At 61.4% G+C, this 19,785-nt stretch carries 18 protein-coding genes; 17 read left to right on the plus strand and 1 reads right to left on the minus strand.

Translation table 11 applies throughout. The features are described from left to right. Positions 1–86 precede the first annotated feature (86 nt). The 3 genes from AB4O25_RS20395 (at position 87) to AB4O25_RS20405 (ending at position 2,128) form a co-directional block, all read left to right on the plus strand. Entirely contained in the window at positions 87–1,097 is a 1,011-nt protein-coding gene (locus AB4O25_RS20395; RefSeq protein ID WP_003171139.1) for a class 1 fructose-bisphosphatase, read from the plus strand. Between the two features lie 176 nt (positions 1,098–1,273). After that, positions 1,274–1,528 carry a hypothetical protein gene (locus tag AB4O25_RS20400; protein ID WP_003171143.1) on the plus strand — a complete coding sequence of 85 codons (255 nt, stop codon included), beginning with the start codon at positions 1,274–1,276 and terminating at the stop codon, positions 1,526–1,528. A 30-nt stretch (positions 1,529–1,558) separates the two neighbouring features. Then, positions 1,559–2,128 (plus strand): lipocalin family protein, encoded by a 570-nt coding sequence (locus AB4O25_RS20405; RefSeq protein WP_116078954.1) that lies wholly within the window; start codon positions 1,559–1,561, stop codon positions 2,126–2,128. Positions 2,129–2,182: 54 nt separating this feature from the next. On the opposite strand, the gene AB4O25_RS20410 is transcribed toward AB4O25_RS20405, so the two are convergent. Next, complete coding sequence (locus AB4O25_RS20410; protein WP_460149931.1) at positions 2,183–3,547, minus strand: formimidoylglutamate deiminase; 1,365 nt, start codon at positions 3,545–3,547, stop codon at positions 2,183–2,185. 147 nt (positions 3,548–3,694) lie between these two features. Here AB4O25_RS20410 and hutC point away from each other — a divergent pair, with 147 nt between their 5' ends. The 14 genes from hutC (at position 3,695) to dtd (ending at position 19,611) form a co-directional block, all read left to right on the plus strand. Beyond that, positions 3,695–4,405, plus strand: a complete 711-nt coding sequence (gene hutC, locus AB4O25_RS20415; protein WP_223271435.1) for a histidine utilization repressor — start codon at positions 3,695–3,697, stop codon at positions 4,403–4,405. Continuing rightward, the gene (locus AB4O25_RS20420; RefSeq protein ID WP_460149932.1) at positions 4,402–4,962 is read left to right on the plus strand and encodes a HutD/Ves family protein; all 561 of its coding nucleotides are present in this window, start codon (positions 4,402–4,404) and stop codon (positions 4,960–4,962) included. The genes hutC and AB4O25_RS20420 overlap by 4 nt, the downstream gene beginning before the upstream one ends. A 405-nt stretch (positions 4,963–5,367) precedes the next feature. After that, positions 5,368–7,038, plus strand: coding sequence for a urocanate hydratase (hutU, locus tag AB4O25_RS20425; RefSeq protein WP_017529534.1), 1,671 nt, complete (start codon positions 5,368–5,370; stop codon positions 7,036–7,038). Between the two features lie 70 nt (positions 7,039–7,108). Beyond that, positions 7,109–8,569, plus strand: coding sequence for a purine-cytosine permease family protein (locus AB4O25_RS20430; protein WP_065879507.1), 1,461 nt, complete (start codon positions 7,109–7,111; stop codon positions 8,567–8,569). 68 nt (positions 8,570–8,637) lie between these two features. Then, on the plus strand, positions 8,638–9,603 hold the full coding sequence (locus AB4O25_RS20435; protein WP_065879506.1) for an ABC transporter substrate-binding protein: 966 nt from the start codon (positions 8,638–8,640) through the stop codon (positions 9,601–9,603). Positions 9,604–9,674: 71 nt separating this feature from the next. After that, positions 9,675–10,526 carry an ABC transporter permease gene (locus AB4O25_RS20440; RefSeq protein WP_065879505.1) on the plus strand — a complete coding sequence of 284 codons (852 nt, stop codon included), beginning with the start codon at positions 9,675–9,677 and terminating at the stop codon, positions 10,524–10,526. Then, a complete protein-coding gene (locus tag AB4O25_RS20445) occupies positions 10,523–11,347 on the plus strand; it encodes a quaternary amine ABC transporter ATP-binding protein (RefSeq protein ID WP_137220148.1) in 825 nt (274 codons plus the stop codon). Before AB4O25_RS20440 ends, AB4O25_RS20445 begins: the two co-directional genes overlap by 4 nt. A gap of 89 nt (positions 11,348–11,436) precedes the next feature. Continuing rightward, positions 11,437–12,945: an HAL/PAL/TAL family ammonia-lyase gene (locus tag AB4O25_RS20450; protein WP_068935353.1), complete on the plus strand. Its 1,509-nt coding sequence runs from the start codon at positions 11,437–11,439 to the stop codon at positions 12,943–12,945. Positions 12,946–12,984: 39 nt separating this feature from the next. After that, on the plus strand, positions 12,985–14,517 hold the full coding sequence (gene hutH, locus AB4O25_RS20455) for a histidine ammonia-lyase (protein ID WP_017526568.1): 1,533 nt from the start codon (positions 12,985–12,987) through the stop codon (positions 14,515–14,517). A 106-nt stretch (positions 14,518–14,623) separates the two neighbouring features. Beyond that, positions 14,624–16,033, plus strand: a complete 1,410-nt coding sequence (locus AB4O25_RS20460; protein WP_065879503.1) for an amino acid permease — start codon at positions 14,624–14,626, stop codon at positions 16,031–16,033. Between the two features lie 15 nt (positions 16,034–16,048). Beyond that, entirely contained in the window at positions 16,049–17,254 is a 1,206-nt protein-coding gene (gene hutI, locus AB4O25_RS20465) for an imidazolonepropionase (RefSeq protein WP_065879502.1), read from the plus strand. A gap of 11 nt (positions 17,255–17,265) precedes the next feature. Beyond that, positions 17,266–18,066, plus strand: a complete 801-nt coding sequence (hutG, locus tag AB4O25_RS20470) for an N-formylglutamate deformylase (RefSeq protein WP_017526565.1) — start codon at positions 17,266–17,268, stop codon at positions 18,064–18,066. A gap of 139 nt (positions 18,067–18,205) precedes the next feature. Beyond that, a complete protein-coding gene (gene pip, locus AB4O25_RS20475; RefSeq protein WP_017526564.1) occupies positions 18,206–19,177 on the plus strand; it encodes a prolyl aminopeptidase in 972 nt (323 codons plus the stop codon). Further along, a complete protein-coding gene (gene dtd / locus AB4O25_RS20480) occupies positions 19,174–19,611 on the plus strand; it encodes a D-aminoacyl-tRNA deacylase (RefSeq protein ID WP_017526563.1) in 438 nt (145 codons plus the stop codon). The genes pip and dtd overlap by 4 nt, the downstream gene beginning before the upstream one ends. Positions 19,612–19,785 lie beyond the last annotated feature (174 nt).

Consider the following 19,785-nt stretch of genomic DNA (forward strand, 5'->3'; position numbering starts at 1 on the left):
GTTTTAATCCTCTGATAGGAGGAAATACGCCCCGACTCGCGTTAAACTGCGCGGGTTTTCAAGCCCCCCATTCTTCGGAGCCTTACATGTCCCGCGTTACCTTGAGTCGCTATTTGATTGAGCAGACCCGCAGCAACAACACGCCTGCCGATCTGCGCTTCCTTATCGAAGTGGTGGCGCGTGCTTGCAAGGAAATCAGCCACGCCGTGTCCAAAGGCGCACTGGGTGGTGTCCTGGGCAGCATGGGCACCGAAAACGTGCAGGGCGAAGTGCAGAAGAAGCTCGACGTACTCTCCAACGAGATCCTGCTCGAAGCCAACGAATGGGGTGGCCACCTGGCCGGCATGGCGTCCGAAGAAATGGACAATGCCTACCAGATCCCCGGCAAGTACCCCAAAGGCGCCTACCTGCTGGTATTCGACCCGCTGGACGGCTCGTCCAACATCGACATCAACGCACCGGTCGGCACCATCTTCTCCGTGCTGCGTTGCCCGAACGAATACCTGAGCCAGAATGAAGCCCTGAACGAAAAGGCGTTCCTGCAGCCGGGTACCGAGCAGGTGGCTGCCGGCTACGCGATCTACGGCCCGCAGACCATGCTGGTGCTGACCCTGGGTGACGGCGTCAAAGGCTTCACCCTGGACCGTGAAATGGGCAGCTTCGTACTGACCCACGAAGACATCACCATTCCTGCCTCTACGCAGGAATTCGCGATCAACATGTCCAACCAGCGCCACTGGGAAGAACCGGTCAAGCGCTATGTCAACGAGTTGATGGAAGGCGAAGAAGGCCCGTTGAAGAAGAACTTCAACATGCGCTGGGTAGCTGCGATGGTGGCTGACGTGCACCGTATCCTCACCCGTGGTGGCCTGTTCATGTACCCGCGCGACAGCCGCGAGCCGTCCAAACCGGGCAAGCTGCGCCTGATGTACGAAGCCAACCCGATGTCATTCCTGGTTGAGCAGGCGGGCGGCGCGTCCACCGACGGCCACCAGCGCATCCTCGACATCCAGCCTGAAGGCCTGCACCAGCGGGTGGCGGTGTTCCTGGGTTCCAAGGAAGAAGTTGAGCGTGTGACGGCTTATCACAAGAAGTAAGCCGTTGTGACAAGTGATCGGCGTAAATGTGAGCCGGTTCACCCTTAAAGAAGCCCCGAAACGTTTCAGCGTTTTCGGGGCTTTTTTGTTTTTGCGCCTCGGGAACCAGACACCTGTTTTCCCTTCTAAGCTTCTGGCAGATACCCACGCTGCTTTGTCCCTCCAGGAGTTATTCCATGTCGTTACGCCGTCTTGCCCTGCTGACTTTCTGCGTGCTGTTGGCCGCCTGCAGCAAGGTCAATCAAGAGAATTATGCGAAGTTGTCGGCCGGAATGCCCAAGGCTGAGGTCGAGTCGTTGCTGGGTAAGCCAACCGACTGCTCCGGCGCACTGGGTATGTCCAGTTGCACGTGGGGCGATAAAACCAGCTTTATCAGCGTTCAATATGCCGGTGACAAAGTTCTGATGTTTTCCGGGCAAGGCCTGAAGTAAACCGGGGCGAGAGCCTGCGGGAGAAGAAGAATGATGCGTTTTGTTGTGTTCCTTTGCGCCAGCCTGTTTTTGGCGGGCTGCGCCAGCCATTCTGGCGATGATTTGCAACCCAAGACCGCCGGTAGCGTCAACCTCAAGCGTTACCAGGGCACCTGGTATGAGTTGGCCCGACTGCCGATGTACTTCCAGCGCAATTGTGCGCAGTCCGAAGCCCGTTACACCTTGCTGCCCGATGGCGACATGTCGGTATTCAACCGCTGCTTGACGACCGAATGGCAGTGGGAAGAAGCCAAGGGCACCGCGACGCCGCAAGTGCCTGGTAAAACGGACAAGCTCTGGGTGGAATTCAATAACTGGTTTACCGCGCTGTTGCCGGGCGTCGCCAAGGGCGATTACTGGGTGCTGTACGTCAGCGATGACTACAAGACCGCCATCGTCGGCAGCCCGAGCCGGCGCTACATGTGGATTCTATCGCGCACGCCAACGGTGAGCGCCGATACCCGCGAAGACCTGCTGAGCAGGGCGCGGCAGCAGGGGTACGACACCACGCGGTTGATCTGGCGTACGTCGGATAAGCAGATGGCCAAGACGTCGCAGTAACCCAGCATCACGCAAATCAAACGGTGGGAGGGGGCTTGCCCCCCTCCCACCTGTTTAACCGAGTAAATCCTTCAGTACCTGCGTAAATGCGCGGTTGCTTTCTTCCTCGCCGGCATGGCGCCCATCGCGCACCACCCACTTGCCGTTCACCAGGACATCGCGCACTTGCCGATCGCCACCGGCGAACAGCCAGCGATTGAGAATCCCATCCTCGCTGGCCGTTGCCAGGTATGGATCGTTACCGTCCAGCACAATCCAATCCGCGCGTTTACCCACTTCCAACCGACCAATCGGCTGCCCTAGTGCCCGCGCGCCGCCATCCAGCGCGGCATCGAACAGCGTCCGCCCGACCATCGGTTGATCGTTACGATACAAACGGTTGCGCCGTTGATCGCGCAGGCGCTGGCCGTATTCGAGCCAGCGCAATTCCTCTACCACGCTCAGCGATACATGGCTGTCGGAGCCAATGCCCAGGCGCCCGCCCTGGGCGAGAAAATCCACCGCCGGGAAAATCCCATCGCCCAGGTTGGCTTCGGTGGTCAGGCACAGGCCGGCAATCGCGCCGCTCCTGGCCATGCGTGTGACCTCGTCGGCATCGGCATGGGTGGCGTGCACCAGGCACCAACGCTCATCCACCTCGACGTTGTCATACAGCCATTGCAGGGGGCGCTTGCCGCTCCAGGCCAGGCAGTCGTCGACTTCTTTTTGCTGTTCGGCGATGTGGATGTGCACCGGGCACGCTTTGTCACTGGCAGCCAGCACTTTCTCGATCTGTTGTGGCGTGACTGCGCGCAGGGAGTGGAAACACAGGCCCAGTTGCTGCGCCGGTTGCGCCGCGAGGATCGGCTGCAAGCGCGCCTGCAAGTCCAGATAATGTTCGGTGCTGTTGATAAACCGCCGCTGGCCTTCATTCGGTGCCTGGCCACCAAATCCGGAGTGGGTATAGAGCACCGGCAGCAACGTCAGCCCCATCCCACTGCTGGCCGCCGCCTGGCTGATCTGGCGCGACAGCTCCGTGCGGTCGGCATACGGCTGGCCGCTGACATCGTGATGCACATAGTGAAACTCGGCCACCGAGGTGTAGCCAGCCTTGAGCATCTCGATATACAGCTGGCGCGCGATGATCTGCAATTGCTCCGGGCTGATCTTGCCAACCATGCGGTACATCAGCTCGCGCCAGGTCCAGAAGCTGTCATTCGGGTTGCCGGCCACTTCGGCCAAGCCTGCCATGGCGCGCTGGAAAGCATGGGAATGCAGGTTAGGCATGCCCGCCAAAACCGGGCCTCTCAACCGTTCGGCGGCAGCGGAACTGGCATTGGCCGTGACCTGTGTCAGTCGCCCGTCGGCGCTGACTTCAAGGCGTACATCGTTGGCCCATCCACTAGGCAGCAGCGCGCGTTCGGCAAAAAAAGCGGACATGATCAGAACACTCCGGTCGTGTGTTTATTTGTATATACATATACAGACGTTTGCCTGCTCGGTAAACTCCGGCAATCTATGCATCTTTTCCCTCTGCAAGGATTCCCTGTGCCGACTCCGCCCGCCAACTCTTCGCTGGCTGCCCACATGGACGAAAGTCCGGCGCCCTTGTATGCCCGCGTCAAACAAATGATCAGCCAGCAGATCCTCAACGGCAACTGGCCGCCGCATTATCGCGTGCCGTCGGAGAGTGAACTGGTCAGCCAACTGGGCTTCAGCCGCATGACCATCAACCGCGCCCTGCGCGAGCTCACCGCCGAAGGTTTGCTGGTGCGCATGCAAGGCGTCGGCACGTTTGTCGCCGAGCCCAAGAGCCAGTCGGCGCTGTTCGAGGTGCACAACATTGCCGATGAAATCGCCTCCCGTGGTCATCGGCATACCTGCCAAGTCATTCATCTGGGCGAAGAAGCGGCCGGTTCCGAGCGCGCCGTTGCCCTGGAAATGCGCGAAGGCGGGCGGGTGTTTCATTCGCTGATCGTGCATTTCGAAAATGACATTCCCGTGCAAATCGAAGACCGTTTCGTCAACGCCCTGGTCGCTCCGGAATATTTGCAGCAAGACTTCACCCAGCAAACGCCCTATGCCTACCTGAACCAGGTTGCACCGCTGACGGAAGGTGAGCACGTCGTCGAAGCGATTCTTGCCGACGCTGACGAGTGCAAGCTGCTGCAAATCGAACCCACCGAACCCTGCCTGTTGATTCGCCGCCGCACGTGGTCGGGTCGCCAGCCGGTGACCGCCGCACGGCTGATCCATCCCGGCTCTCGTCACAGCCTCGAAGGACGTTTCAGCAAATGAGTGCGGTAAAGGTCTGGCGCGCTGCCGATTACGTAAGCATGCCGTGGAAAAACGGCGGCGGCAGCACCGAAGAAATCGCCCGTGACGCCGGCACCGGCCTGGATGGCTTTGGCTGGCGCCTGTCGATTGCCGATATTAGCGAGTCGGGCGGTTTTTCCACGTTTGCCGGTTATCAGCGCGTGATTACCGTTATCCAGGGTGCCGGCATGGTGTTGACCGTGGACGCAGAAGAGCAGCGCGGCCTGTTACCGCTGCAGCCGTTCGCATTCAAGGGCGACAGCCAAGTGTCGTGCCGCCTGATCACCGGGCCGATCCGCGATTTCAACCTGATCTATTCGCCCCAGCGTTACCACGCGCGCTTGCAGTGGGTTGACGGCGTGCAGCGGTTTTTCAGTACGGCGCAGACGGTGTTGGTGTTCAGCGTGGCGGATGAGGTGAAGGTGCTGGGCGAGAAGCTGGGCCATCACGATTGCCTGCAGGTTGACGGTGACAACGAGCTGCTGGACGTCTGCGTCACTGGCCGCTGCTGCATCATCGAACTGACCCCGCGCGGGTAAAAAATGTGGGAGGGGGCTTGCCCTCGATTGCGGTACGTCAGTGCCGAGTGGACTGACTGATACACCGCTATCGGGAGCAAGCCCCCTCCCACATTTGTTTTGTGTCGTTCCTAAAAACTGTTTCCAACCCGCGCACCAATTTGTTACCGAATGCCCCAGCGTGACGCAATGTCATGCGGTCATCACACATTCCCTTCGCCGCAAAACCCTTCCCTAAGAAATTTCATCAAGCCCCGAAGCCTTAATTTCCAAGGCTTAAAGACGCCCTCAAAAAAATTTTCCACAACCCGCTCCTCAAGTTGGCCGCTTGATTGCATATGCTTGTACATACAAGTAAAGATGTGTGCGTAAGACCCTGCTTCGCACCATTTCTGTTCGTGCATTGATCGCCGAGGAGTCCGAGTTGTGACCAAGCCTACAAAATACCGTGACGTCGAAATCCGCGCCGCCCGCGGTAACAAGCTCACCGCCAAAAGCTGGCTGACCGAAGCGCCGCTGCGCATGCTGATGAACAACCTCGACCCGCAGGTAGCCGAAAACCCGAAAGAACTGGTGGTGTACGGCGGTATCGGCCGTGCCGCGCGTAACTGGGAGTGCTACGACCAGATCGTCGAGAGCCTCACCCATCTGAACGACGACGAAACCCTGCTGGTGCAATCGGGCAAGCCGGTCGGCGTGTTCAAGACCCACAGCAACGCGCCGCGCGTGCTGATCGCCAACTCCAACCTGGTGCCGCACTGGGCGAGCTGGGAACACTTTAACGAACTGGATGCCAAGGGCCTGGCCATGTACGGCCAGATGACCGCTGGCAGCTGGATCTACATCGGCAGCCAAGGCATCGTGCAAGGCACCTACGAAACCTTCGTCGAGGCCGGTCGCCAGCATTACGACAGCAACCTCAAAGGTCGCTGGGTACTCACCGCCGGCCTCGGCGGCATGGGCGGGGCGCAACCTCTGGCTGCAACCCTGGCCGGTGCGTGCTCGCTGAACATCGAGTGCCAGCAGGTCAGCATCGATTTCCGCCTGGCCAGCCGCTATGTCGACGAGCAAGCCACTGACCTCGACGACGCCTTGGCCCGCATCGCCAAGTACACCCAGGAAGGCAAGGCCATCTCGATCGCCCTGTTGGGTAACGCGGCAGAAATTTTGCCGGAGCTGGTCAAGCGCGGCGTGCGCCCGGACATGGTCACCGACCAGACCAGCGCCCACGACCCGCTCAACGGTTACCTGCCGGCCGGCTGGACCTGGGACGAATACCGCGCCCGCGCCAAGACCGAGCCGGCTGCCGTGATCAAGGCGGCCAAACAGTCGATGGCCGTGCACGTCAAGGCCATGCTGGAATTCCAGAAACAAGGCATCCCGACCTTCGACTACGGCAACAACATTCGCCAGATGGCCCAGGAAGAAGGCGTGGAAAACGCCTTTGATTTCCCAGGTTTCGTACCGGCGTATATCCGCCCACTGTTCTGCCGTGGTATCGGCCCGTTCCGTTGGGCGGCGCTGTCCGGCGACCCGCAGGACATCTACAAGACCGACGCCAAAGTCAAAGAACTGATCCCCGACGACGCCCACCTGCACAATTGGCTGGACATGGCCCGCGAGCGCATCAGCTTCCAGGGCTTGCCGGCGCGCATTTGCTGGGTCGGCTTGGGCCAGCGCGCCAAGCTGGGCCTTGCGTTCAACGAAATGGTACGCAGCGGCGAGCTCTCGGCACCGGTGGTCATCGGCCGCGATCACCTCGACTCCGGCTCGGTCGCCAGCCCCAACCGCGAAACCGAATCCATGCAGGACGGCTCCGACGCCGTGTCCGACTGGCCGCTGCTTAACGCCTTGCTCAACACCGCGAGCGGCGCGACCTGGGTCTCGCTGCACCACGGTGGTGGCGTCGGCATGGGCTTCTCGCAACATTCGGGCATGGTCATCGTGTGTGACGGCACCGACGAAGCGGCCGAGCGGATTGCGCGCGTGTTGCACAACGACCCGGCGACCGGGGTGATGCGTCACGCAGACGCCGGTTACCAGATCGCCATCGACTGCGCCAAGGAGCAGGGCCTCAATCTCCCAATGATCAAATAACCCAATGTGGGAGGGAGCAAGCCCCCTCCCACACTGGATCTGTAGACAATCCATCAGAGGTTGAATACCCATGGCTGCAAACGACACCACCCCGTTGATCGAAAGGCGTTCGATCGACTACATCCCGGAAGCGGAAAGACATGGTCGTCTCTTGAGTCAGTTCACCCTGTGGATGGGGGCCAACCTGCAAATCACCGCGATTGTCACCGGCGCCCTGGCCGTGGTGCTGGGCGGTGATGTGTTCTGGTCGCTGATCGGTCTGTTGGTCGGCCAACTGATCGGCGGCGGCGTCATGGCCTTGCATGCGGCGCAAGGGCCCAAGCTTGGCCTGCCGCAGATGATCTCCAGTCGCGTGCAATTTGGCGTGTATGGCGCGGCCATTCCGATCGTGCTGGTGTGTCTGATGTACCTGGGGTTCACCGCAACCGGCACGGTGCTTTCCGGCCAGGCGCTGGGCCAGTTGTTTGGCGTCAGCGACAGCGTTGGCATCCTGATCTTCGCCAGTGTCATCGTGCTGGTCACGGTGCTTGGCTACCGGGTGATCCACTTCATCGGGCGCGTCGCCAGCGTGGTTGGGGTGATTGCCTTTGTGTACCTGTTCAGCCGCCTGATGAGCCAGACCGACGTGGGCGCACTCCTGCAGATCCGCCATTTCAGTTGGAGCAGTTTCCTGCTGGCGGTGTCGCTCGCGGCCTCCTGGCAAATCGCGTTCGGCCCTTATGTGGCGGACTATTCACGCTACCTGCCAAGCAATACGTCCTCGGTGAAAACCTTTCTGGCCGCCGGCGCGGGTTCGGTCATCGGCGCGCAGGTGGCGATGATTCTCGGTGTGTTTGCCGCCGCCATGTCCAATGGGCAATTCGCCGGTCACGAGGTGGCTTACATCGTGGGCCTGAGTGGTACAGGTGCTACCGCTGCCCTGCTGTATTTCAGCATTGCGTTCGGCAAGGTCACCATCTCGACGCTTAACTCCTATGGCAGCTTCATGTGCATCGCGACCATCATCAGCGGCTTTCGTGGTCGGCTGGAGGTCACGCGCCTGCAGCGCCTGGTGTTCGTGTTGGCCATCGTCGGTACGGCGACCCTGATTGCCTTGCTCGGCCAGCACTCGTTCCTGGGGGCGTTCAAATCTTTCATCCTGTTCCTGCTGGCGTTCTTCACGCCATGGAGCGCGATCAACCTGGTGGATTACTACTGCATCACCCGCGAGCGCTATGACGTGCCGGCGTTGGCCGATCCGAACGGTCGCTACGGCCGCTGGAACGCGCTGGGTATCAGCGTGTATGTGTTCGGCGTGCTGGTGCAGTTGCCGTTCATCTCTACCAAGTTCTACACCGGGCCTCTGGTGGCCGCGTTGGGTGACGTGGATATCTCCTGGATCATCGGCCTGGTGCTTCCCGCCGCCCTGTATTACCTGTGTGCGAAAAAATGGCACGCCAGCGTGCCCGATCAACTGATCCTGCCGGTCGAGCAGGACAGCGCTGTAGCCACGAAAACAAGCGGAGCCGGTCGCGCTGCGGCGCAGGCCTGACAGGACGTGGACAAGGCAGGACGCCTTTTGACTGCCGTAATCCATTTCATGATTGGGAGCGTCACACAATGAAAATGCATAAGACCCTGCTCACCACCTTGCTTTCTGCGGGCTTGCTGGCCAGCGCCGGCGCCCAGGCGGCGGGTTGGTGCGAGTCCGGCAAACCGGTGAAATTCGCCGGCCTGAACTGGGAAAGCGGCATGTTGCTCACGGACATCCTGCAAACCGTGCTGGAAAAAGGCTACGACTGTAAAACCGACAGCCTGCCGGGTAACTCCATCACCATGGAAAATGCCCTGAGCAGCAACGACATCCAGGTGTTTGCCGAAGAATGGGTGGGCCGCAGCGAAGTCTGGAACAAGGCCGAGAAGGCCGGCAAAGTCGTCGGCGTCGGCGCGCCGGTGGTGGGTGCGATTGAAGGTTGGTACGTGCCGCGCTACGTAATCGAAGGCGACGCCAAGCGCAAGCTTGCAGCCAAGGCGCCGGACCTGAAAAACATCGCTGACCTGGCCAAATACGCCTCGGTGTTCAAAGACCAGGAAGAACCCTCCAAAGGTCGTTTCTATAACTGCCCGGCCGGCTGGACCTGCGAGCTCGACAACAGCGAAATGCTCAAAAGCTATGGCCTGGAAAGCAGCTACACCAACTTCCGCCCAGGCACCGGCCCGGCGCTGGATGCGGCGGTGCTGTCGAGCTACAAGCGTGGCGAGCCGATCCTGTTCTACTACTGGTCGCCTACCCCGCTGATGGGCCAGGTCGACCTGGTCAAACTCGAAGAAAAACCCGGTGTGGACAAGACCGTGAGCATCAAGGTCGGCCTGTCCAAGACTTTCCACGAGCAAGCCCCGGAACTGGTGGCCGTGCTGGAGAAGGTCAACCTGCCGATCGACCTGCTGAACCAGAACCTGGGGCGCATGGCCAAAGAGCGAATCGACTCGCCGAAATTGGCGAAGGTTTTCCTCAAGGAACATCCTGAAGTCTGGCACGCCTGGGTCAGTGAAGACGCAGCCAAGAAAATCGACGCGGCCTTGTAGGTCAAGTGTGCGCGGCTACCCTGAGGGGTGGCCGGGCGCCTGGCTACAACCCACTGGATCGAGAGCACGCTATGTTTCCTGAGAGTTTTACGTTTTCCATCGCCGACTGGGTCAACGGTTGGGTGGATTCACTGGTCACCAATTACGGCGATGTGTTCCGGCACATCTCCGACACGCTGCTGTGGGCCATCGTCAACCTGGAAGGCCTGCTGCGCGCAGCGCCGTGGTGGCTGATGCTGGCGATTGTCGGCGGCATTGCCTGGCACGCCACGCGCAAAGTACTGACCACTGCGGTAATTGTCGGCCTGCTGTTCCTGGTGGGCGCGGTTGGCCTGTGGGACAAGCTGATGCAAACCCTGGCGCTGATGATGGTCGCCACGGTGATCTCGGTGCTGATCGGCATTCCGCTGGGCATCCTGTCGGCGCGCAGCAATCGTCTGCGTTCGGTGCTGATGCCGCTGCTCGACATCATGCAAACCATGCCCAGTTTCGTGTACCTGATCCCGGTGCTGATGCTGTTCGGCCTGGGCAAAGTCCCGGCGATTTTCGCCACGGTGATCTACGCAGCACCGCCCTTGATTCGCCTCACCGACCTGGGGATTCGCCAGGTCGACGGCGAAGTCATGGAAGCCATCAACGCCTTCGGCGCCAACCGCTGGCAGCAACTGTTCGGCGTACAACTGCCGTTGGCGCTGCCGAGCATCATGGCCGGCATCAACCAGACCACCATGATGGCGCTGTCGATGGTGGTGATTGCCTCGATGATCGGCGCCCGTGGCTTGGGTGAAGACGTCCTGGTCGGCATCCAGACGCTGAACGTCGGCCGTGGCCTTGAGGCCGGGCTGGCAATCGTGATTCTTGCAGTGGTCATCGACCGCATTACCCAGGCCTATGGTCGTCCACGGCATGAGGCGAACAAATGACTACCGTCAGCAAAATCGAAGTCAAAAACGTCTTCAAGATTTTCGGCAACCGTTCCCAAGAAGCGCTGGCGCTGGTTGGCCATGGCAAGACCAAGGACCAGGTGTTGGCCGAGACCGGTTGTGTGGTTGGCGTGAACGATCTGTCCCTGAGCATCGATACCGGTGAGATCTTTGTGATCATGGGCCTGTCGGGCTCCGGCAAATCCACCCTGGTGCGCCACTTCAACCGCCTGATCGACCCCACCAGCGGTGCGATCCTGGTGGACGGCGAAGACATCCTGCAGCTGGACATGGACGCCCTGCGCCAATTTCGTCGGCACAAAATCAGCATGGTGTTCCAGAGTTTCGGCCTGTTGCCGCACAAAACCGTGCTCGACAACGTTGCCTACGGCCTCAAGGTGCGTGGCGAAACCAAACAGGTGTGCGCCGAACGCGCGTTGCACTGGATCGAAACCGTGGGCCTCAAGGGCTACGAAAACAAATACCCGCACCAGCTTTCCGGCGGCATGCGCCAGCGCGTCGGCCTGGCCCGTGCCTTGGCGGCCGATACCGACATCATCCTGATGGACGAAGCCTTCAGCGCCCTCGACCCGCTGATCCGCGCCGAGATGCAGGACCAGTTGCTGGAGCTGCAAAAGACCCTGCACAAGACCATCGTATTTATCACCCACGACCTCGATGAGGCCGTACGCATCGGCAACCGCATTGCCATCCTCAAGGACGGCAAGCTGATCCAGGTCGGCACGCCGCGGGAGATCCTGCATTCGCCGGCGGATGAATATGTGGACCGGTTTGTTCAGCGGCGGGCGGCGGTGGTCTGATCCAGGTTTTGTGGTGGGGCTACTGGCCTCATCGGGGGCTTGCTCCCGATGAGGCCGGCAAAGCTGTAGAGAATATGAAGAGGTCAACCATGTCCCAGGCAGCAAAAATCATCATCGCCGATACGCCCTTGCGCTGGCAGGACGTAGTCGCCGTCGCCCGCCACGGCGCGGCGCTCGAACTCTCGGGCCAGGCCTGGGCGCGCATCGACAATGCCCAGGCCATCGTGCAGCGCATCGTCAGCAGCGGCGAACGCGCCTACGGCGTGAATACCGGCCTGGGCGCGCTGTGCAATGTCTCGCTCGAAGGCGAGCAACTCAGCCAGCTGTCGCGCAATACCTTGCTCAGCCATGCCTGTGGCGTTGGCCCGGTACTCAGCGATGAGCAAACCCGCGCGATCATCTGCGCGGCGGTCATCAACTACAGCCACGGCAAGTCCGGCGTACACCCGCAGGTGGTGCAGGCCTTGCTGGCCCTGCTGAATCACAGCATCACGCCGCAAGTGCCATCCCAGGGCTCGGTGGGTTACCTGACCCACATGGCCCATGTCGGCGTGGCCTTGCTGGGTGTGGGCAACGTGAGCTATCGCGGCCAGGTCGTTTCGGCGCAGCACGCATTGCAAGCCGAAGGTTTACAGCCTGTGGTACTCGGCGCCAAGGACGGCCTGTGCCTGGTCAACGGCACGCCGTGCATGACTGGCCTGAGCTGCCTGGCCCTGGCCGACGCCCATCACTTGCTGCAATGGGCCGACGTGATCGGCGCCATGAGCTTCGAGGCCCAGCGCGGTCAGATCGACGCGTTCGATGCACAGATCATCGCCCTCAAACCGCACCCCGGCATGCAGCTCGTCGGCAGCAACCTGCGGGCGCTGCTCGATGGCAGCGAAGTGATCGCCGGCAGCCAAGGCATTCGCACCCAGGACGCCTTGAGCATCCGTTCGATCCCGCAGATCCACGGCGCCGCGCGTGACCAGGTGGAACACGCCACGCGTCAGATCGAGACCGAACTCAACAGCGCCACCGACAACCCGCTGGTGCTCGGCACCCCGGCCCATTACCGCGTGGTGTCCCAGGCCAACCCGCACGGCCAGTCCGTGGCGCTGGCCGCCGATATGCTCGCCATTGCCATGGCCGAAATCGGCTCGGTGGCCGAACGTCGCCTGGACCGTTTGATCAACCCGCACGTCAGCGGTTTGCCGGCGTTCCTGGTGAGTCACCCCGGGGTCAATTCCGGAATGATGATCGTGCAGTACGTCGCTGCTTCGCTGTGCGGGCAAAACCGCCAGTTGGCGCAGCCGGCGGTACTCGACAACTTCGTCACCTCGGGCCTGCAGGAAGACCACCTGAGCATGGGCACCAACGCCGCGCTCAAGCTGCACCAGGTATTGGCCAACGTTACCCAGATTCTTGCCATCGAATATCTGCTGGCGGCCCAGGCGTTCGAGTTCCTCAAGAGCCAGCGCTTTGGCGTCGGCACCGACCGCGCCTGGCGCCTGCTGCGTGAGGTCGTGCCGGCCTATGCAGAAGACCGCTGGCTGGCGCCGGATATCGCGGCGGCCGCCACATTGCTCAAAGACACCGCACTACCGAATTTGCACTAAGTACGTATTCAAAAAAAATAATTCACAAGGAGAACGAATGTGACTGCGCTAAACCTGATTCCAGGCCAATTGAGCCTCGCCCAACTGCGTGCCATCTACCAGCAGCCGGTAACCCTCAGCCTGGATGACAGCGCCACGGCCCAGATCGAAGCCAGCGTTGCGTGCGTGGAGCAGATTCTCGCCGAGAACCGCACGGCCTATGGCATCAACACCGGTTTCGGCTTGCTTGCGTCCACCCGCATCGCCAGCGAAGACCTGGAAAACCTGCAGCGCTCCCTGGTGCTGTCCCATGCCGCCGGCGTCGGCGAGCCGATCAGCGATGCGCTGGTGCGGCTGGTCATGGTGCTCAAAGTCAACAGCTTGAGCCGTGGGTTTTCGGGGATTCGTCGGCAGGTGATCGATGCGTTGATCGCGCTGATCAATGCCGAGGTGTACCCGCATATTCCGTTGAAAGGCTCGGTGGGCGCTTCCGGTGACCTGGCGCCGTTGGCCCACATGTCCTTGGTACTGCTCGGCGAAGGCAAGGCGCGCTACAAAGGTGAATGGCTGGAGGCGACGCAAGCGCTGAAAGTCGCCGGCCTCACGCCGCTGACCCTGGCCGCCAAAGAAGGCCTGGCGCTGCTCAACGGCACCCAGGTCTCCACGGCCTATGCCTTGCGCGGCCTGTTCGAAGGCGAAGACCTGTTCGCCGGCGCCCTGGCGTGTGGCGGCCTCACCGTGGAAGCGGTGCTCGGTTCGCGCTCGCCGTTCGACGCACGCATTCACGCCGCCCGTGGCCAGCGTGGGCAGATCGATTCGGCCGCCGCCTACCGCGATCTGCTCGGCGAAAGCAGCCAGGTCTCGCAGTCGCACCAGAACTGCGACAAGGTTCAAGACCCGTACTCCCTGCGCTGCCAGCCACAAGTGATGGGCGCCTGCCTCACCCAATTGCGCCAGGCTGCCGAGGTGCTGGTGGTCGAAGCCAACGCGGTGTCGGATAACCCGCTGGTCTTCGCGGCCGAAGGTGACGTGATCTCCGGCGGCAACTTCCACGCCGAACCGGTGGCCATGGCGGCTGACAACATGGCGCTGGCCATCGCCGAAATCGGCTCGCTCAGTGAGCGTCGCATCTCGTTGATGATGGACAAGCACATGTCGCAACTGCCGCCGTTCCTGGTCGGCAATGGCGGCGTGAACTCCGGTTTCATGATCGCCCAGGTCACCGCAGCCGCATTGGCCAGCGAGAACAAGGCACTGGCCCATCCCCATAGCGTCGACAGCCTGCCGACCTCCGCCAACCAGGAAGACCACGTGTCGATGGCCCCGGCTGCGGGCAAGCGCCTGTGGGAAATGGCCGAGAACACCCGTGGCATCCTGGCCGTCGAATGGCTGGCGGCATGCCAGGGCCTGGACCTGCGCGAAGGCCTGAAAACCTCGCCCAAGCTGGAAAAGGCCCGCGGCATCCTGCGTGACAAAGTGGCGTTCTATGAAAAGGACCGCTTCTTCGCCCCGGACATCATCGCCGCCAGCGAACTGCTCGCCAGCCGCTGCCTGAATGAGCTGGTGCCGGCCGAGCTGCTGCCGAGCCTGTAAGGCACCCTGGCACTTCTGTGGTGAGCAGGCCTGCTCACCACGGAAATAGCCGTTGTCACGCGCGTGGCTTTTAATTTTCTCAGGATAAAAATAATAGGGACGAGAAATGCACCAGCAAGAAAAGGCTTTGAAACGCGGGCTGAGCGCCCGACATATTCGCTTCATGGCACTGGGGTCGGCGATCGGCACCGGGCTGTTCTACGGCTCCGCCTCGGCCATCCAGATGGCCGGCCCCGCCGTGCTGCTGGCCTACCTGATCGGCGGTGCCGCGGTGTTCATGGTGATGCGCGCCCTTGGCGAGATGGCCGTGCACAACCCAGTGGCCGGCTCCTTCGGCCAGTACGCCAGCACCTATCTGGGGCCCATGGCCGGTTTTATCCTGGGGTGGACCTACGCGTTTGAAATGATCATCGTCTGCCTGGCCGACGTCACCGCGTTCGGTATCTACATGGGCTTTTGGTTTCCCGAGGTGGCGCGTTGGGTCTGGGTGCTCGGTATCGTGTTCCTGATCGGCGGCCTGAACCTGTGCAACGTCAAGGTCTTTGGCGAGATGGAATTCTGGCTGTCGCTGCTCAAGGTCGGCGCGATTGTCGCGATGATCCTCGGCGGCTTTGGCATCATGCTGTTCGGCATCCATTCGGCGGGCGAAACCCAGGCCGTCGGCCTGAGCAACCTGTGGGCCCACGGTGGGTTCATGCCCAATGGCGTCGGCGGCCTGATCGCTTCGTTCGCGGTGGTGATGTTCGCGTTCGGCGGCATCGAAATCATCGGCATCACCGCCGGTGAAGCCAAGGACCCGCAACGGGTGATCCCCAAGGCGATCAATGCCGTGCCGCTGCGCATTCTCTTGTTCTACGTGCTGACGCTGTTTGTGCTGATGGCCATCTACCCATGGCCGCAGATCGGCAGCCAGGGCAGCCCGTTCGTGCAGATCTTCAGCAACCTGGGCATCGGTTCGGCGGCGACCATCCTCAATATTGTGGTGATCTCGGCGGCGGTCTCGGCCATCAACAGCGACATCTTCGGCGCTGGCCGCATGATGTACGGCCTGGCCCAGCAAGGGCAGGCGCCCAAGGGCTTTGCGCGGTTGTCCAGGCAGGGCGTGCCGTGGATGACCGTGGTGGTGATGGGCGCGGCGCTGCTGGGCGGTGTGGTGCTCAACTATGTGATCCCTGAAAACGTGTTCCTGGTGATCGCCTCCATCGCGACGTTCGCCACGGTGTGGGTATGGCTGATGATTTTGGTCACCCAAGTCGCGATGCGCCGCTCGATGACCAAGGCACAGGTCGCCGAACTGGCATTCCCGGTGCCGTTCTGGCCCTATGCACCGGCAGCGGCCATTGTTTTCATGCTGTTCGTGTTTGGCGTGCTCGGTTACTTCCCCGACACCCAGGCTGCCTTGCTGGTCGGTGCCGTGTGGATCGTGCTGTTGGTCGTTGCCTACCTGCTGTGGGTAAAACCCGCCGCCGGGCAAGCGGCCAGGGTCCATTACGAACCGGCTGTGTCTCATCGATAACTTAGGGAGGCGTTGATGAAAACCCTTTGGCAACACTGCCACGTCGCAACCATGGCAGGCGGCAACTACTCGATCATCGAGGATGCCGCCATGGTCACTGCCGGCTCGCTGATTGAGTGGATCGGCCCGCGCAGCGAAGTACCGGTGGCGGATTACGCCCAACGGCACGACCTGCAAGGCGCGTGGGTCACCCCCGGGCTGATTGACTGCCACACCCACACGGTGTTCGGCGGCAATCGCAGCGGCGAATTCGAGCAACGCCTTCAGGGCGTGAGCTACGCCGAGATCGCGGCCCAGGGCGGCGGTATTGCCAGCACCGTGCGTGCCACCCGCGCTGCCACCGAAGACGAACTGTTTGCCGGCGCGCACAAGCGCCTGCGCAGTTTGCTGCGTGATGGCGTGACCACCGTGGAGATCAAGTCCGGCTACGGCCTGGACCTGGCCAACGAACGCAAGATGCTGCGCGTGGCTCGTCGCCTGGGTGAAGCGTTGCCGGTCAGCGTGCGCGCCACCTGCCTGGCGGCCCATGCGTTACCGCCCGAGTACAAGGACCATGCCGACGATTACATCGAGCACATCTGCAACGAGATGCTTCCGGCGCTGGCGGCTGAAGGGCTGGTGGATGCGGTGGATGCGTTCTGCGAATACCTGGCGTTTTCCACCGAGCAGGTGGAGCGAGTCTTCCAGGTTGCGCGGCAACTGGGCCTGCCGGTGAAGCTGCACGCCGAGCAACTGTCGTCGCTGCACGGCTCCAGCCTGGCGGCGCGTTACCAGGCGTTGTCGGCGGACCACCTGGAATTCATGACTGAAGAAGATGCCATCGCCATGGCCGCCGCCGGCACCGTCGCGGTCTTGCTGCCGGGTGCGTTTTACTTCCTGCGTGAAACCCAGTTGCCGCCGATGGACGCGTTGCGCAAGCACGGCGTGAAGATCGCCATCGCCAGCGACCTCAACCCTGGCACCTCGCCGGCGCTGTCGGTGCGCCTGATGTTGAACATGGCCTGCACCCTGTTCCGAATGACCCCGGAAGAAGTCCTGGCCGGCGCCACGCAACATGCGGCGACCGCGTTGGGCATGGGCGACACCCACGGTTCGCTGGAAGTGGGCAAGGTTGCCGACTTTGTCGCCTGGCAGATCGATCGCCCCGCCGACCTGGCCTACTGGCTGGGCGGCGAACTGGATAAACGCGTCGTGCGCCATGGCGTCGACGTCACCGTTTAAGGAGCATTGCTGTGGATAAGGTTCTGAATTTCAAACAAGGCCGTGTGCCGCTGCTAATCAGCATGCCCCACGCCGGGCTGCGCCTTACCCCTGCGGTCGAGGCCGGGCTGATTGCCGAGGCGCAAAGCCTGCCGGATACGGACTGGCATATCCCGCGGTTATATGACTTTGCCGAAGAGCTGGGCGCCAGCACGCTCTCGGCACAGTACTCACGGTTTGTCATCGACTTGAACCGGCCCTCCGATAACAAACCGCTCTATGCCGGTGCCACCACCGGCCTCTATCCGCAGACGCTGTTTGACGGCGTGCCGTTGTTCCGTGAAGGGCAGGCGCCCTCCGAGGAGGAACGTGCCAGCTACCTGCAAAAAATCTGGGGCCCGTATCACCGCCAACTGCAGGAAGAACTGGCACGCCTCAAGGCTGAGTTCGGTTACGCGCTGCTGTTTGACGCCCACTCGATCCGTTCGGTGATCCCGCACCTGTTCGAAGGCAAATTACCGGACTTCAACCTCGGCACCTTCAACGGCGTCGCCTGTGACCCGGAATTGGCCAGTCAGTTGGAAGCCATCTGCGCCCAGCATCCCCCGTACACCCATGTGCTGAACGGGCGCTTCAAGGGCGGCCACATCACCCGGCACTACGGCAACCCGGCGCAGGATATTCATGCGGTGCAGCTGGAGTTGTGTCAAAGCACCTATATGGAAGAAATGGAGCCGTTTCGCTATCGACCTGACCTGGCCGAGCCGACTCGGGTGGTGCTTAAGCAATTGCTGGAGGGTTTGTTGGCTTGGGGGCAAAACCGCTACCGGTAAGGGAGGCCGAACAGGCGCGAGCTGACACAGGTCTGAGTGCGCAAGGACATGCTGATTGCACAATTCGGGTTTATAGTGCCGGACGGCACAATAAAAGATGTCCCCCCAGGGATGAACCCGAACCCCTACGGAGCGCGCAATGCAGACTTGGTACCCGCAGATCAAACCCTACGCCCGGCACGATCTGGCAGTCGATGACACCCACACGCTGTACGTCGATGAAAGTGGCTCTCCCGAAGGCTTGCCCGTCGTATTCATCCATGGTGGCCCTGGTTCCGGTTGTGATGCCCAGAGCCGCTGCTATTTCGACCCGAACCTGTACCGCATCGTCACCTTCGACCAGCGTGGCTGCGGGCGTTCCACCCCCCGCGCCAGCCTGGAAAACAACACCACCTGGGACCTGGTCGCCGACCTTGAGCGCATCCGCGAGCACCTGGGCATCGAAAAGTGGGTGCTGTTCGGCGGTTCCTGGGGCTCGACCCTGTCCCTGGCCTACGCGCAAACCCATCCGGAGCGTGTACACGGCCTGATCGTGCGGGGCATTTTCCTCGCCCGCCCGCAGGACATCCATTGGTTCTACCAGGAGGGCGCGAGCCGTCTGTTCCCGGACTACTGGCAGGATTACCTCGCGCCGATCCCACCGGAAGAGCGCCACGACATGATCGCCGCCTACCACAAGCGCCTCACCGGCAACGACCAGATCGCGCAGATGCACGCCGCCAAAGCCTGGTCCGGGTGGGAAGGCCGCATGCTGGGCCTGTGCCCGAGCCCGCAGCATGTGGAGCGGTTTTCCGAGCCGCAGCGCGCCCTGTCCATCGCGCGTATCGAGTGCCACTACTTCACCAACAACTCATTCCTTGAGCCCAACCAACTGATCCGCGATATGCACAAGATCGCCCATCTGCCTGGCGTAATCATCCACGGCCGCTACGATATGATCTGCCCGCTGGATAACGCCTGGGAGCTGCATCAAGCTTGGCCGAACAGCGAGCTGCAGGTAATTCGCGAGGCGGGCCATGCGGCCTCCGAGCCTGGCATCACCGATGCATTGGTCCGTGCGACCAGCGAGATGGCACGGCGCCTGCTTGATCTTCCGCCTGAAGAAGCATGAAAGGTTTGTTACAGCGGGTGCGTGGCGCCCGGGTCGAGGTGGCGGGCGAAGTCATCGGGTCGGTTGACCAGGGGGTGCTGGTGCTGGTGGCGGTCGAACCTTCAGATACCCCGGAGAGCGCCGATAAGCTGCTGCACAAATTGCTGAACTACCGAGTGTTCAGCGATGACCAAGGCAAGATGAACCTGTCGCTCAAGGATATCGACGGCGGTTTGCTGCTGGTGTCGCAGTTCACCCTGGCGGCGGACACCAAGAGCGGGCTGCGGCCAAGTTTCTCGAAAGCCGCACCGCCGGCCTTGGGAGAGGCGCTTTTTGAGCACCTGTTGTTACAAGCGCAACAATTGCATGGCAAGGTGGCGTCGGGGCGTTTTGGCGCCGATATGCAGGTGCATTTGGTCAATGATGGCCCTGTGACCTTTCTCTTACAGACGTGAATGTATTAAAAACGACTTTTAATGCCTAAAAACGCAGGTTTTCGCTACAAATACTTCGTTGCCCCTGATGCGTTGTCTCGCGGGCTACTAGATAATCGCGCGCTACGGGGATCAGCGTTGTTTGGTCCATTTTTGACTTAGGTAGAGACTTGTCCGACAACCATTGGGGAATCA

It is taken from the genome of Pseudomonas sp. S3_A03, from assembly GCF_054668275.1.

Excerpts from the sequence above, each read along its gene's own strand:
- AB4O25_RS20395 (WP_003171139.1), top strand. The coding sequence starts at position 87 with ATGTCCCGCGTTACCTTGAGTCGCTATTTGATTGAGCAGACCCGCAGC.
- AB4O25_RS20400 (WP_003171143.1), top strand. The coding sequence starts at position 1,274 with ATGTCGTTACGCCGTCTTGCCCTGCTGACTTTCTGCGTGCTGTTGGCC.
- AB4O25_RS20405 (WP_116078954.1), top strand. The coding sequence starts at position 1,559 with ATGATGCGTTTTGTTGTGTTCCTTTGCGCCAGCCTGTTTTTGGCGGGC.
- AB4O25_RS20410 (WP_460149931.1), bottom strand. The coding sequence starts at position 3,547 with ATGTCCGCTTTTTTTGCCGAACGCGCGCTGCTGCCTAGTGGATGGGCC.
- hutC (WP_223271435.1), top strand. The coding sequence starts at position 3,695 with ATGGACGAAAGTCCGGCGCCCTTGTATGCCCGCGTCAAACAAATGATC.
- AB4O25_RS20420 (WP_460149932.1), top strand. The coding sequence starts at position 4,402 with ATGAGTGCGGTAAAGGTCTGGCGCGCTGCCGATTACGTAAGCATGCCG.
- AB4O25_RS20430 (WP_065879507.1), top strand. The coding sequence starts at position 7,109 with ATGGCTGCAAACGACACCACCCCGTTGATCGAAAGGCGTTCGATCGAC.
- AB4O25_RS20435 (WP_065879506.1), top strand. The coding sequence starts at position 8,638 with ATGAAAATGCATAAGACCCTGCTCACCACCTTGCTTTCTGCGGGCTTG.
- AB4O25_RS20440 (WP_065879505.1), top strand. The coding sequence starts at position 9,675 with ATGTTTCCTGAGAGTTTTACGTTTTCCATCGCCGACTGGGTCAACGGT.
- AB4O25_RS20445 (WP_137220148.1), top strand. The coding sequence starts at position 10,523 with ATGACTACCGTCAGCAAAATCGAAGTCAAAAACGTCTTCAAGATTTTC.
- AB4O25_RS20450 (WP_068935353.1), top strand. The coding sequence starts at position 11,437 with ATGTCCCAGGCAGCAAAAATCATCATCGCCGATACGCCCTTGCGCTGG.
- AB4O25_RS20460 (WP_065879503.1), top strand. The coding sequence starts at position 14,624 with ATGCACCAGCAAGAAAAGGCTTTGAAACGCGGGCTGAGCGCCCGACAT.
- hutI (WP_065879502.1), top strand. The coding sequence starts at position 16,049 with ATGAAAACCCTTTGGCAACACTGCCACGTCGCAACCATGGCAGGCGGC.
- pip (WP_017526564.1), top strand. The coding sequence starts at position 18,206 with ATGCAGACTTGGTACCCGCAGATCAAACCCTACGCCCGGCACGATCTG.
- dtd (WP_017526563.1), top strand. The coding sequence starts at position 19,174 with ATGAAAGGTTTGTTACAGCGGGTGCGTGGCGCCCGGGTCGAGGTGGCG.